This window comes from Variovorax sp. 01T432, from assembly GCF_056398605.1.
On record NZ_JBFTPS010000008.1, the window covers coordinates 61,746 to 75,067 of the forward strand.

The following is a 13,322-nucleotide window of genomic DNA, read 5'->3' on the forward strand; positions in this document are numbered from 1 at the left end:
ATCGCTGCCGGACAAGTCTGTTCTGGTTTTGGAGGCGGCCATAGCAAGCGAAATCAATGAGATGTCGTTCCAGACCAGAAGGAGTTCGTGCGCAAGGCGACGGAGAACCGGCCAAGCTCTCTCCCCTGGTTCTCGGGGCGCCGCCGCACGCGCGGGCCAGCGGCAGCTGGCGCCGGCGCGGTCTCGGCCTGTACTTGGTCCGTCCGCGCCTGCGGCGCCGGGGCGACCTCCTGCAGCCAACTCGAGCGTGACTTCCGTCATGGATTACGTGCCGGGGACCTGTTGGGTTCTCGGTCGCGCTGACCTGACAGCGAGATCTGCCAAGTCGTCAGGGGACAGTTGCAGCCAAAAAAGAATACTTGCGTAATAGTGTCACTTTCGGTTACAAGTGACCACTTCCTCACTCTTGGCAGCCTGCCTCGCCTTCGTTGGAAACGCCCGTCGTCGATTCCTTGCGCGAACGTGCCAGGCGCATCGCCGCCGACGGCCGATTCGTTTCCGTCGATGTCGAAGCCCATCCGGAGAAGGGCGAGCGGATCTTCGCGGTCGGCGCCGTCCGCTCGGACAGCGCGGACGCTTTCAACAGCGCCTGCTCGCCAGCCAAGGCGCCCTCGGTGGCCGCCTCTCTCAACAACTTCGCCCGCGAGGGCAGGGTGCTGTTGGGCCACAACCTCCGGCGCCACGACATTCCCTTGTTGAGAGATCAACTCCCTCAACTCGAATGCTTGAGCTGGCCCGTGCTCGACACCCTGGAGCTGTCGGCACTCGCCTTCCCCAGCAATCCCTACCACCGGCTGGTCAAGGGCTACAAGCTGCTCACCGACGAGCGCAACAACCCGACCAAGGATGCTCGGGTGGCGCTGAACGTGCTCGAAGAGTCCGTAGAAGCGCTTCTAGAGACAAATGAGCAGGAGCCCTGGTGGCCGGCACTCCTGCATTTCTTGCTCCGCGACGACGAGGGCATAGCCATGCTGCTGTCCCAAGTCCGGGAGCAGACGGCGCCGGGCAGCGAAGCGGCCGGGCACATCGTCGCGAGCCGCTTCGCTGGGCGCTGTTGCGCCACCCACTTGCGCGATCTGGCGTATGACGTCTCAAGGGCGGTCGACAACCATGATCCTTGGTCGGTTGCGTTCGCCCTCGGTTGGATCCGGGTCTCCGGCGGGAACTCGATCCTCCCTCATTGGGTTTTTCATGAGCTGCCCGCCGTCCGGCAGTTGATCGCCGACCTGCGGGAGATCGACTGCGGACACCCCGCCTGCCTGTACTGTCGCTCGAATCATCACGCCGAATCGCTGCTGTCGATGCTGTTCGGCAAGCCGAGCTTTCGGCCGCTGCCGGCGGCGCCCGATGGCAGTTCCCTGCAGCGCGCCATCGTCAGCGCAGGTCTGGCGCGCGAGAGCCTGCTGGCCGTGCTGCCGACCGGCGGCGGCAAGTCCATCTGCTACCAGCTCCCTGCGCTCGTCCACTACCGCCGCTCGGGTCGATTGACCGTGGTCATCTCCCCGCTTCAATCGCTGATGCGCGACCAGGTGGACAACCTCATGAAGGCCGACATCCAGTGTGCAGCTACGGTCAACGGGATGCTTACCCCCTTGGAGCGTCGGGATGTCCTGGATCGCATCCGTCTAGGCGACATCGGCATCGTGCTGGTCTCGCCCGAACAGTTCCGCAGCCGAACCTTCGTCGAGGCGATCCGCATGCGGGAGATCGCCGCCTGGGTGTTCGACGAAGCGCATTGCCTGTCCAAATGGGGCCACGACTTCCGAACGGACTACCTGTACGTTTCCCGCTTCATCCGAGAGCAGTTTCCGGGTCAGGCACCTGTCGCCTGCTTCACCGCCACCGCCAAGCCCGACGTCATCGAAGACCTGTGCCGCCACTTTCAGGAGGGCCTTCAGATCGAGCTGAAGACTTTCCTCGGTGGGCACGAACGGACAAACCTGTCCTACGCGGTCGTGCCCACCTTGGGCGGAGAGAAGCCGCAGCGCATCGTCGAGCTGCTGCGCGATGGCCTGCGCCGGGAGGACGCGGCCGTGGTGTTCTGCGCCACACGCAAGAACGCCGAGACCCTCGCCCAGATCGTCGCGCAACAAGGCATCTCCTGCGGCTGCTACCACGGGGGACTCACCGCGGACCTGCGCAAGGAGGCCCAGCGGCAGTTCCTCGACGGCGAACTGCAGGTGATCGCGGCCACCAATGCCTTTGGCATGGGTGTGGACAAGCCCAACGTGCGCCTAGTCATTCACGCGGACATTCCTGGCTCCCTGGAGAACTACCTGCAGGAGGCGGGCAGGGCAGGGCGCGACGGCGAGGAAGCCCGGTGCGTCCTGCTGTTCGACCCGCAGGACGTGGAGACCCAGTTCAAGCTTTCCTCCAGCTCACAGCTCTCGAAGCGGGATTTCAGCGGCCTGCTGCGCGCCCTGCGGGACCAAGCGAAGAAGCTCGGCAAGGACGAGATCGTGGTGTCGGCCAAGGAACTCCTTGCGCAGAGCAGCGGGACCGGCATCGACGTCGATGCGCCAGACGCCTCCACCAAGGTGACCACCGCCATCGCCTGGCTCGAGCGAAACGACTTTCTCAAGCGCAACGAGAACGCAACCAAGGTGTTTCCCGCAAGCCTGCGGGTGGCCTCCCTGCAGGAAGCCAAGGAGCGGATCGACAAGGCGAACCTGCCGGCCAGCAAGCAGCAGAAGTTCCTGGCCGTCGCGATCGCGCTGTTTCGCTCCGACACGCCGGAGGGCCTGAGCACGGACGAGCTCATGCTCGATGCCGGCATCCAACCAGAAGAATGCTTCCGCATCGTCCACCAACTGGCCAAGCTCGGGATTCTCGTCAACGACCTCGGGTTGACGGTGCGCCTGGTGCGTGGCGTGCGAGGTGCCTCTCCCACTCGCCTGGAATTCCTGTGCGTCCTGGAAAAGGAACTCCTGGACCTGATGTCGGAGCACGCACCCGACGCCGATCAGGAGGAGTCGCACCAGCACCTGAATCTGCGGGCAGTCTGCACCGAACTGCGCACGCGGCTCATGGGAGACGGCGAGACTGTGCAGGTGGATCCGACGCAGGTGCGGGCCTGCCTGCGATCGATGGCCGACGGGTTCGGCTCGGGCAATGACAAGCGCAGCATGATCCAGCTGCAGCCCTTGGGCGACGACACCCTGCGCGTGACCTTGCGCCGCTCGTGGGCCCAGATCCGCAGGATCTGCGAGCTGCGACGCGCCGTGGCGCAAGTCACGCTCGATCGCCTGCTTGCAGAGGTGCCCGAGGGCGTCAAAGGCGCCTGCATGGTGGAATGCAAGGCCCAGGCGCTGATCGACGCGCTGAACGACGACCTGGTCCTGAAAACACAGCTGCGGGAACCCGAGGTCGCTCTCGAGCATGCGCTCTTGTACCTGCACCAGACCCGGGTGCTCGAGCTGGACAAGGGGCGCTCGGTGTTCCGCTCCGCGATGACCATCCAGATGCAAGGCGAAACCTCCAGGCAGTTCACCGTGGCCGCCTTCGCGCCGCTAGAGGAGTTCTACAAGGAGCGGACCCTGCAGACTCATGTCATGCACGAGTACGCCAAGCTCGGCGCGGAAGATCCGGCCAAGGCGCAGGACCTGGTCAAGGCGTATTTCACGCTGCCGCACAAGCAGTTCATCAAGGAGTTCTTCCGCGGCCGCACGGACCTGCTGGAGCGCAAAACCACCGATGAGTCCTATCGGCGCATCGTCGACGATCTTCAGCACCCGGTGCAGGAGGCGCTCGTCACTCAAAAGAAATCGGGCAATTACTTGGTCCTGGCGGGGCCCGGATCAGGCAAGACACGGGTGATCGTGCACCGCATCGCCTACCTGTTGCGCGTGCTTCGCGTCAGCCCGGGCCGCATCATCGCGATGGCCTACAACAGGAGCGCTGCGGTCCAGCTGCGCCGACGCCTCCAGGCCTTGGCCGGGGACGACGGCAGGGGGGTGCTGGTGATGACCTACCACGCCATGGCGCTTCGCTTGACCGGCACCAGCCTGGCGGGGGCCGAGCGCGCGGCCAGCGCGGTCGACTTCAAGCAGATGCTCCAGGATGCGATCGATCTGCTCGAAGGCAGGAGTTCGGCGCTGACCGATGCGGACGAAATCCGTGATCGGCTGCTGCAGGGGTATGAATACATCTTCGTCGACGAGTACCAGGACATCGACGAGCAGCAGTACGCCCTGGTCAGCGCCTTGGCCGGCCGACGGCGCGTCGATGCGGACAGCAAGCTGAGCATCATGGCGGTCGGGGACGACGACCAGAACATCTACTCGTTCAAGGGCGCGAACGTCGAATTCATCCGGCGCTTCCGGGCTGACTACGAAGGCGAGCTCACGTACCTGGTCGAGAATTTCCGCTCCACCCAGAACATCATCTCGGCGGCCAACCATGTGATCCAGCGCGGCGCTGACCGGATGAAGGTCGATCATCCGATCCGGATCGACGCCCGGCGGAAGGACGATCCGCACGGGGGGCGATGGGCCGAGGTGGACCCAGAGAGTCACGGTGCGGTGCGGCTCCTCACTAGCCCGACCAGCCCGAACCTTCAGGCCCAACTGGTCTATGCAGAGATCCAGCGCATTCGGCGCATCGACCCTGCCGTGAAGCTGTCGGAGATCGCGGTGCTTTGTCGCACGCACGCCCCGCTGGAGAAGATGCGTGCCATCTGTGATGTCGAGGGGTTGCCCTGCGAGATCACGGGGCCTGAGGCGGCAAAGGGGCAGATCTCGCTGATGCGAACGCGTGAGGGTTGGGCACTTGCCCAAGCACTTCGCCGGCGCCAGGTGCGCATGGTCCGCCTTGACGCGTTGCGTAGGCAGTTGAATCGGCAACGGCGCGCGCAACCACGGAACGCCGCGCTGCAGGACCTGCAGGAGATCGTCGAGGACATTGCCTCGACGCTTCAGGCGGACGTCGTTCCCGCGGCCGAGGTGTTGGAGCTTTTCTATGAGGCCGCGGGGGAGATGCGACGCGACGGCCGGGATAGCGCCATCAAGCTGATGACAGGGCACGCCGCCAAGGGCCTGGAGTTCGACCACGTCATCGTGATGGATTGCGCCGACTGGCGCTGGGACCATGAGGACGAGAGGCGGCTGCTCTACGTTGCCTTGACACGCGCGCGCCAGACGCTCACCTTGATGCGGGCAGAAGGCGGGCGCAATCCCTATCTGGTCGATCTCGGAACAGTTGGCGGGGTGCAGGACTGCTTTCCGGCCAGCCGGCCTCAACATCGCGCGGACCTCGAGCGCCGGTACCTCATGCTCGGGGCAGCCAACATGGACATTGGGTTTGCCGGGCGAAGCCCGCCTGGTCATCCGATCCATCGGGCGATCGCAGCCCTACGTCCCGGGGATTCGGTTGAACTGAGAGACCGATTCGTTCATTCGACTAATGGCCCAATCGTTGGGAGGCTGGCCGCGAGCGTCGATGAAGTCCCATTGCAAGGGGGCGCCGCCGCGGTGGTGGCAATCATGGTGCGCACGCGATTCCAGACGTCCGAGAAGTACTGGCCTTCCTTGCAAGCGGATCACTGGGAGACGCCACTCGTGGAGGTCCAGCTGGGCAGCATGGATGCGCGCAAAGCCCAAACGCAAGGCATTGAGCCAAAGGTCTGACGAAGGTCCGCAGACTATCCACGGCCACACTCGAAACAATGGAGGACATCGTGCTTTCGAAAACCGCATCCGCGCATCAACTGAATCATTCGCCAGGCGTTGCGTTCAACCCAGTGCTGACCGCGCTCACCCACCACGCCGGGTGGCAGACAGGAGCATTTGATGGCGCAGTTTGACACTGGCCCTGACTCCAAGGTTGCGGTCTTGGTGGACTGCGACAACACGACACCCGAAACCCTGGAATACGCCCTTCGTGTCGTAGCTCAGTTCGGTCGGGTGGTGCTGCGTCGCGGTTACGGGAACCACGGCACGCTGGCCAACAAATGGCAAGAGGCGCTGGTCCGCCTTGCCTTCACCCCGTGTCTGCAGTACCAGTACGCCGCCGGCAAGAACACTTCGGACATCGCGCTCGCACTCGACGCACTGGAAGCCTTGTTCGATGAGCGCGCCGACACCTTCTGCCTGGTCACGAGCGATTCAGATTTTGCGTACCTGTGCCGCAAGCTGCGCGAGCGCAACGCGACCGTGCATATCGTCGGCGAGGCCAAGACACCGGATGCATTGCGAAACGCGAGCGATCAGTTTTTCGAGTGGACTTCGCCCGAACCTACGTTGCCAGCAAGCGCTATCGCTCAGGCGGCGAAAGCCGCACCGCTCTCGAAACCCAAGCTCCGGCCCAAGACCGTTGTCAACGCGGTGAAGTTGATGGCTGCCGACACACCGGATGGCCGCGTCCACGTGGGCTCACTCGGTTCGTACTTGCGTCGGACGGATCCTGCGTTTTCGCCGGTGACCTATGGGCACTCGGGCCTTGTGAGCATGCTCAAGACATACGATCTGCTAAGTCTTCGCCAAGAGACTGGCGGCCATTGGACCGTGGCACTTTCTGCCACGAGAGAATCTGTCGCAGCGAATTGAGTGGACTCGGATTTGACGTCTTCCCCGAGACAATCAAACCACAATCCGCGCCGCAGTCCCCGCGTGCTCACGCAAGAGATATAGCAGCCCGCCGCCGTCGATCAGTTCAATCGGCTTGTCTTTCGAAAAGTTATACGCATCGGGGCCGTAGCCGCTGGTGCAAACCAGGATGCCCTTGTTGGCGCCCTCGTTGAGCATGGTTCCGTACAGATCTCTGTCGACCATGTCGAATTCAACGATCGGCTTAGCCGCCTGTAGCTCGTCCGGACGGGTGGACACCTGAGCGCCGAGATTTCGCAAACAGGCAACCTTGTCCACCTTATCCAGCTGCAGGCCCAGAAACTCCATCTTGGGTGCTCGGACCGACACGACCGGCACTCGAACTTCGCGCCCGCTGGCCGGGTCGTGCGAGTCCACCATGCTTTACGGAAAGACTCGGCAATTTCACTGAGCCTTGAGTCCTACTCGTACCGAGTCAGAGATAATTCAAACGGCATCCGACGAATGTCCCCGAAGCGGAGACTGGAACCGGAGTCGCACGAACTCCACGTGCATGAAGGCACGATACTTTTGGCATTACCTGAGATAAGATAAGACTCGCAAGAACATGAGGTTTCGGGCCCATTGGCACCGCTACAAGTTCGTTGTCTTCGCCGTACAACGAGGCGTATTCGTGCATGACACGAAAGGCGTCGCCAACGCGCCCCAATGGAAGAGCCACCGGCTCAGTGCCCGCCATTTCGATAATTTCGCGATTCGCGTCAGCAACGTGCTCGGCTTTCTCATCGTTAGGAGATTCTTTCGCGATAAAACAGACGATTGAATCCGGTTCGATTTGGTCCACTACTGCAAGCGTCGCGTATCTGTCGTAGCCAAGTCCCAACAGAGCAATGGATCGACGAGCCCCAGACGAATGCCCTTCGAATCCCGGGACGGAACATAGCTCACGAATATGCAATGGTTCGAAATCACGTTCGTAAATACCGAACGAATAGTAAAGATCCATCGAAATCTTTGGATGCAGGCCCGCATATTTAGCCCAAGTGAGCAGATATCCGTACCAACTTCGAGTCATCGTAGAGTAGTCCACGAATACCTTGAGTGTCCGCGCTGTCCCAACTTCTTGCGATACGGAAACGAGTCGAGAGCGCAGAAGCTCTTCGTAAGCCGAGACGTCGGCGCACATGATCACATCTAACCCTGCAGCTCTAAAGATTGCGTCATTTTTCGGCCGACTGAGCGTATTCAAGTTGTCCGAAAATCCTAAAACGAGGCAACGCTCAGGCGGCGGATTTATGCGCTCGAAAATTGCAGTGCTCCGTTCTTCGAACCCCGAAGAAAACACGTATAGGTCGTACTCATGCTGCTCAGGCGGCCATTGAAGCTGAACAACATCTCGCAAGACGATACTCATCAGAGTAAACTCCGCTGCACGCTAGTATCTGTGATTTGTTCACTGTGAGATAGCACCCTAGGCAATCTCACCGAATCGTTACGTCGCGGAAGAATTCTGAAGTATGGCGCAAACAGAAATGCCAAATGAAATGTTCCGACACAATCTTGATTGCCCACACTAAATGGCACCGCCTTTGCCGGTATCATAAGTGACAACTGAATGGCTTGTTTAATAAATTGTTGCGCTCGTGGACCATCTTCGCTGCGAATTTCCACCGAAGTAACTTGATCGGTTCCAATGCGACGATGGCTGCTTGAAAAATTCCAGCGCATAAATGCCCCGATGGCACTCAGAAAGGCATGTGTAATTTGGCCTTCTGGCGGTTCGCTCTGAGTACGATTGAGTGTGTCGCGCGCTATCCTCTCCAGCACTTCATTCTGCGCTGCTGGCTCGATTGGTATTAGAGCGACACCACGCCTTTCATCAAACACCATTTTCTGAATGAGCGCGTTGATGATACGCATCAACCTGCGAGGATTTCCATCTGAGCAGCGAACAACTAGCAGTTCGCCGCTGTACACTCTCATGCGAGAGTTCCCATGTGAGCCATCAATCGCATCTCTGAGGAACAATGCCCCGTTCATCTTGCGAACGATCTCACTCTTGAATTTTTCTGAGTTTTGGAGTCGTTCAGCACGAGTGACGGTAGCGGGATTTGCGTGTCGTCGAAGTAACTGCATGAATTTTTCACGGTCTCCCGCAAATTGTGTCGGTCTATCATCAATCAGCGGGGAGGGGCCGAGCAGGTCCTTCAAAGTTAAGGAGCCAAGCTTTGGTGCGCGTGACGCGATTCGGTGCTGGAATAGCTCACGTGCGAAACGCAGGAAGTCGCTCTCCGCCTGATTTCCACGGCTGTCGATAGCTTCGTGGTCGACATAAACGTATTCGAAGTCATTTCCTTCACGAACAGGGTCGCCGATATTTGTTGCCAAGGTATGATGAGCAAACGGCATTGTTGCAAGTTTAAAAACCAAATTGCCACTTGCTGTTCGGATTTGAGTATTGAGGATGCGGTGGTGCAATGGAGTCAGATACTCTACCTCATCCAAACAGACCATCCAAACCGCGCCTTCTGGCACACTTAGTCGCTCTGAAATGACTTGTATAGCGTACTTTAATGGCTCAAGCAGGTCTACGCTGAAGTAGTCGACGTGGGGCTCGGCGTCCGCATTTCCTACGGTGCGTTTCCGCAGCGCCAACTGATGGGCCATCTCCACACTTGACAGTCTGAGACGCAAGCCCTGCGGAGTAGAAGCTGGATCTCGGTCGCTCCCATCCCACTGGGCAGATAGCGCATGACATATGTCCAACACTGCCTCTAGACGCGCCGCGCGATTTTCAACATATTGTTCTACGCAACTCTCAATAATATGCGTGAGTGCCGAGCAACTATGCAAATTCAAACGCCAGACAAAATATTCCTCTTGCTCCTGTTCGGTTTGCCAAGGCTTATTTTTAAGATCACCCGCGAATGCCGCACTGGCAGGAATATAGATGCCAATCAGATTGTCCCGCAAAGCATCTCGCGCATAGCTAAATCGCGTATTGGAATTTTTGGCTGCCAGTTTGACATGATCATGCGCCATCATACGGATCCAAGTCGTTTTTCCAGATCCGCGTGACCCAAGAAGTATATGATTCTTCGCGCTAAAAAGCTGAGCAAAGTTTTGTTGCGGGATAAAATACTTAACAGCGTCTGATCGAGGAAGTTGCTTCGCGTTGTCAATGCCAAAGACGGACTTTACCTCGCGCACAACGTCATTTGAGTACATCTCTTCCGGAGTCGACGCGGATTTCGTCTGACGGGCAACTTGGCGGCGTGTCATGCTATCAAGCGCTCCTTTGAAAAACTGCCCAATGCTCTTCGGAAGTCTCCGGATCGCCAATCATTTTCAGCTTTTGCTCGTCACTAATTGATTTTAGAGCGTTGAAAAGAGAACTTCGCCTAACGTGCTTTAGGCTTGCGTCTGCGCTCTCGATATCCGCGATGCTACAAACTGGGTCCACCTTGAGTCGCTCCAGGACAGCTCCGCGAACCCTTGTTTCGATCTCATTTGGCGCGTAATTCGTTCCAAAAACTTCTATGTGAGGCATGCCCACCTTATGATGACTTTTTTGCCATTTATCCCGAGGGTTATACATCCAAGTTTGAACGCTTCCTTCGATGCCATTCGTGTCCGCATTTCGTCCACGCACGTTTACAATGTGGAAGAGATTAGACAGCGATCCATAATAAGTTGGAGACAATGTAGCTGAGAAGCTGCCCGCGCCAAGTGTGACGTAAGGCTGCGAGTTGTTTCCACTGTGGGTGTTCAGGCGGGGATGATGTTTGTGGCCATGCAACAGAAGGTCGAATCGGAAATCCGTCAGAACAGATAGTAGATTTTCGGCGTTGGTAACAATGCTGACGTCCTGCGCGTCCGGGGTGGGCTCTGAATATTGAATTGGATGATGATGAATTAAGCAGAGTCTCAAACGCTGGTCATCTTGCCTAAGAGACGTCTCCAAGCTGGATTTAAGGGCCTCCACGCTGGCTTGTTTAACAATACCCGAATGATTTTTCACCTCCGGTCCGTCGTAAGCCGCAGAATTGATCGCGACGACAAAAACCTTTGTATTCTCCCAAAGCACAAAATGCGGATGCTCGTCGAAGGCGCCACTCGTTTTTCGCGCGAGATGCTTTGCAAGTTTAAGATTATTTTGCAGTAGTGGCGCATATTTCATTCGCTCCCAAAAAGCCGTTGGCTCTAGCTTCATCACAGGCCAATGGATGTCGTGATTTCCAGGAACAAAAAAAACTCCATCATCGGGCACACCCAATCTCGCAGCAACTCTCGAGATGATTTCATCAGCCATTCTGAATTCGTCGACGTGACCACCGTTACTGATATCGCCTGTGATGCAGAGTAGGTCGATCGGGCCGCGATCCTTAGTTTCGGTTCCGTCTAGAAAATTATCAAAGGAATCCATGTAGTTGGATTCCTTGGCGACTTTTTCGGAATCGGACAATGGATGAGGACACATGTCCAAGCCGCGCGCATGCTTACCGACATGCAGATCGCTCATAAACGCTATACGCAACATATTAAATATTTGTGATGAGAAGCTCCGTGGCGCGGCCACGGTGGCTTGCGCTAGCGGCGATCGTCCGCCTTACGGACACCTGCTCGTAGTTCCAACCCTCGGCAAGGCTACTCGCCTCTGGGCAATCGGCATATGAAATCACAAACTTCGCCCCTACGCGATCGATGTGATGAACCAGGGCGCTCAAGCGCTCGAGATCTCTAAGACCAAATACATCTGGGCCGTACTGATTGTCTAAATCCGCATTGCGCATGGCATAGGGTGGATCCAAATATACAAAATCAGTCTTTTGAATACGCGGCAGCAAGAGTTGCTCGAAATCACCGCAAAGCAATTCAGTAGCCTGAAGAATTGAAGATGCAGACCTCAATTCCAGAAGATTAGGAAGCCTTCCATTTTTTTGCCCACCAAATGGCACGTTGAACTTGCCGGCCCGGTTAGTCCTATAAAGTCCATTGAAGCAGAATCTATTGAGATAGATAAAATGAGCCGCCCTCTTTTCAGCCGTAAATTTTGAATCGTCGAGTTGGCGAATTTTGTAGTATGTGGACTCGTCGCCCCTAAGCGGACGCAGGTATCCAAAAACACGTTCAGGGTCTTGCTTGACGGCACTCATGCACTCATGCAGGCGACTGTTGACGTCGACCAGAAGGGCGTGGCGCGGCCGAAGCTCAAAGCACAGCGCCGCTGAGCCAGCGAACGCTTCGACGTACCTAGTCGCGCCGGTCAACCGGGCTGCGTGCCAACAGTGAACTAGGGTGTCGACTAGTTGGACCTTGCTACCGGCCCATCTCAGAAACTTCATTCGTGGACGATCTTGCGCGCAGCGCGCAGAGTTACGGGACCGTAAATTGTTACACGCTGGCCGCTGTGTGAGTGCTTTTTCCGACATGCAAGACGCACGTGTGGATCCCATTCTCGGCGTGCGGGCGCCGGCGCGGCGAGTGAGTGGGCGGCAAGTGGGCCGCCTTGCACCTCCCTCGCTGTTTCACGCCTCCGACGATGGGTCGGAGGCATCGCCTTCGGGCTGATGAGTCAACCGGGCTGCATTGACTGCAACGTGTAGGTTGCGCACCTTGCCTGACGGCGGTTCAGTCTCAAGCCTTTGTTGGCCCATGGCCTATTGAATCCATCATCCGAGCCACCTCGCTGACCTGGGCGGCCCCGGCTCTGAAATACCCCCCGATCGTCTCCACACTCCGATGCCCCGTCATCGCCATCGTTTCCTGAAGTGGCATGTTCTGCCGTCCCGCTTCGGTCACGAACCCCGACCGCAGCGAATGCGCCGAGAAATCCTCCCCCACGCCCGCAGCCGCACAGCGCGCCTTCACGATGTCCCGCACCGCCGTCCCCGAGAGCCCGTCGGTGCCCAGTTTCCCGTTCTTGAGGATGCGACGGAAGAGGGGCCCCGAGGTGATCCCGCTGGCCTTGAGCCAGGCCTCCAGCGCTTCGGCCGCCGACCCCACCACCGGTTTCACGTCTTCCGGGCGGATCTTCCCGTTGTGGTTCGTCTTCGAACTCGCCAGCGTGTACAGATAGGCGCCTTCATCCCCGAGGTGCAGGTTCTCGAACACAGCCTCTGAGACCTCCGAGCGCCGGCGCCCGCCCGAGGCCCAGGCGAAGAGGAGAAGGGCGCGATCGCGTTTCCCCTTGAGTGAGTCGTCGCAGGTTTCCAAAACCGCCTCGAGCGGCTCCTTGGTCAGCGCGCGCTGCTTGTGAGGCAGGGCGTTGCGCTTGGCGTAGGCCTTTCTCGTCTTGCTCAGCAGCGCCTTGACCGCCGGATCCACACACGGATTGGGCTGCTTAGAGACGTGGTGCGCCATCGAGAGCACCGAGACCCGGTGCACCAGGGTGTTCAACGCCGGCGCGCCGAGCTTTCCCTTGAATCCGGCTTCCACCAGCGCCTGGTCGATCTCGGGCGGCAACTGGTGGTCGAGGCCTGCCTTGGTCGAGCGCTGCGCATGGTCGACGATGAACTGCACGACCACGGGGACGGCCACCGGCAGCGCCATCTGCTGGCCATAGCGCGCGCCGAACCATGCGGCCCAGTAGCGCATGGCGGCCCGGTACGCGAGACGGGTGTTGTCCGACTCGCCCTCGGCCATCAAGTCGTGCGCGGCTTCCTCAGCCATTCCGGACAGCTGAGTGGGATCGAGCAGCGCGTGATCGCTTTTCAGAGGCACCAAGGCCTTGGACACCTTGGATGGCGACACTTTCTCAGCAGACTTCATGGACGATCT

Annotated in this window: 9 protein-coding genes; 2 read left to right on the plus strand and 7 right to left on the minus strand. The window is 58.8% G+C overall.

The genetic code is table 11. The annotated features are described in order from the left end of the window. Positions 1-400: 400 nt before the first annotated feature. The gene (locus AC1DNF_RS08950) at positions 401-604 is read right to left on the minus strand and encodes a hypothetical protein (protein WP_478148218.1); all 204 of its coding nucleotides are present in this window, start codon (positions 602-604) and stop codon (positions 401-403) included. Between the two features lie 10 nt (positions 605-614). Here AC1DNF_RS08950 and AC1DNF_RS08955 point away from each other — a divergent pair, with 10 nt between their 5' ends. Further along, positions 615-5,624, plus strand: a complete 5,010-nt coding sequence (locus tag AC1DNF_RS08955) for a RecQ family ATP-dependent DNA helicase (RefSeq protein WP_478148219.1) — start codon at positions 615-617, stop codon at positions 5,622-5,624. A 162-nt stretch (positions 5,625-5,786) separates the two neighbouring features. Beyond that, a complete protein-coding gene (locus AC1DNF_RS08960) occupies positions 5,787-6,542 on the plus strand; it encodes an NYN domain-containing protein (RefSeq protein ID WP_478148220.1) in 756 nt (251 codons plus the stop codon). Between the two features lie 33 nt (positions 6,543-6,575). Here the strand turns inward: AC1DNF_RS08960 and AC1DNF_RS08965 are convergent, their stop codons facing one another. The 6 genes from AC1DNF_RS08965 to AC1DNF_RS08990 all read right to left on the minus strand — a co-directional run bounded on the left by AC1DNF_RS08965 (position 6,576) and on the right by AC1DNF_RS08990 (position 13,214). Continuing rightward, entirely contained in the window at positions 6,576-6,962 is a 387-nt protein-coding gene (locus AC1DNF_RS08965; protein WP_478148221.1) for a restriction endonuclease, read from the minus strand. A gap of 55 nt (positions 6,963-7,017) precedes the next feature. Next, positions 7,018-7,956, minus strand: coding sequence for a hypothetical protein (locus tag AC1DNF_RS08970; RefSeq protein ID WP_478148222.1), 939 nt, complete (start codon positions 7,954-7,956; stop codon positions 7,018-7,020). Then, positions 7,956-9,824 carry an ORC-CDC6 family AAA ATPase gene (locus AC1DNF_RS08975; protein ID WP_478148223.1) on the minus strand — a complete coding sequence of 623 codons (1,869 nt, stop codon included), beginning with the start codon at positions 9,822-9,824 and terminating at the stop codon, positions 7,956-7,958. The genes AC1DNF_RS08970 and AC1DNF_RS08975 overlap by 1 nt, the downstream gene beginning before the upstream one ends. 4 nt (positions 9,825-9,828) lie before the next feature. Next, positions 9,829-11,082, minus strand: a complete 1,254-nt coding sequence (locus AC1DNF_RS08980; RefSeq protein ID WP_478148317.1) for a metallophosphoesterase family protein — start codon at positions 11,080-11,082, stop codon at positions 9,829-9,831. A gap of 1 nt (position 11,083) precedes the next feature. Next, a complete protein-coding gene (locus tag AC1DNF_RS08985; RefSeq protein WP_478148224.1) occupies positions 11,084-11,998 on the minus strand; it encodes a DNA adenine methylase in 915 nt (304 codons plus the stop codon). A 181-nt stretch (positions 11,999-12,179) separates the two neighbouring features. Then, entirely contained in the window at positions 12,180-13,214 is a 1,035-nt protein-coding gene (locus tag AC1DNF_RS08990; protein ID WP_478148318.1) for a site-specific integrase, read from the minus strand. Positions 13,215-13,322 lie beyond the last annotated feature (108 nt).

Excerpts from the sequence above, each read along its gene's own strand:
- AC1DNF_RS08960 (WP_478148220.1), top strand. The coding sequence starts at position 5,787 with ATGGCGCAGTTTGACACTGGCCCTGACTCCAAGGTTGCGGTCTTGGTG.
- AC1DNF_RS08965 (WP_478148221.1), bottom strand. The coding sequence starts at position 6,962 with ATGGTGGACTCGCACGACCCGGCCAGCGGGCGCGAAGTTCGAGTGCCG.
- AC1DNF_RS08970 (WP_478148222.1), bottom strand. The coding sequence starts at position 7,956 with ATGAGTATCGTCTTGCGAGATGTTGTTCAGCTTCAATGGCCGCCTGAG.
- AC1DNF_RS08975 (WP_478148223.1), bottom strand. The coding sequence starts at position 9,824 with ATGACACGCCGCCAAGTTGCCCGTCAGACGAAATCCGCGTCGACTCCG.
- AC1DNF_RS08980 (WP_478148317.1), bottom strand. The coding sequence starts at position 11,082 with ATGTTGCGTATAGCGTTTATGAGCGATCTGCATGTCGGTAAGCATGCG.
- AC1DNF_RS08985 (WP_478148224.1), bottom strand. The coding sequence starts at position 11,998 with ATGGGATCCACACGTGCGTCTTGCATGTCGGAAAAAGCACTCACACAG.
- AC1DNF_RS08990 (WP_478148318.1), bottom strand. The coding sequence starts at position 13,214 with ATGGCTGAGGAAGCCGCGCACGACTTGATGGCCGAGGGCGAGTCGGAC.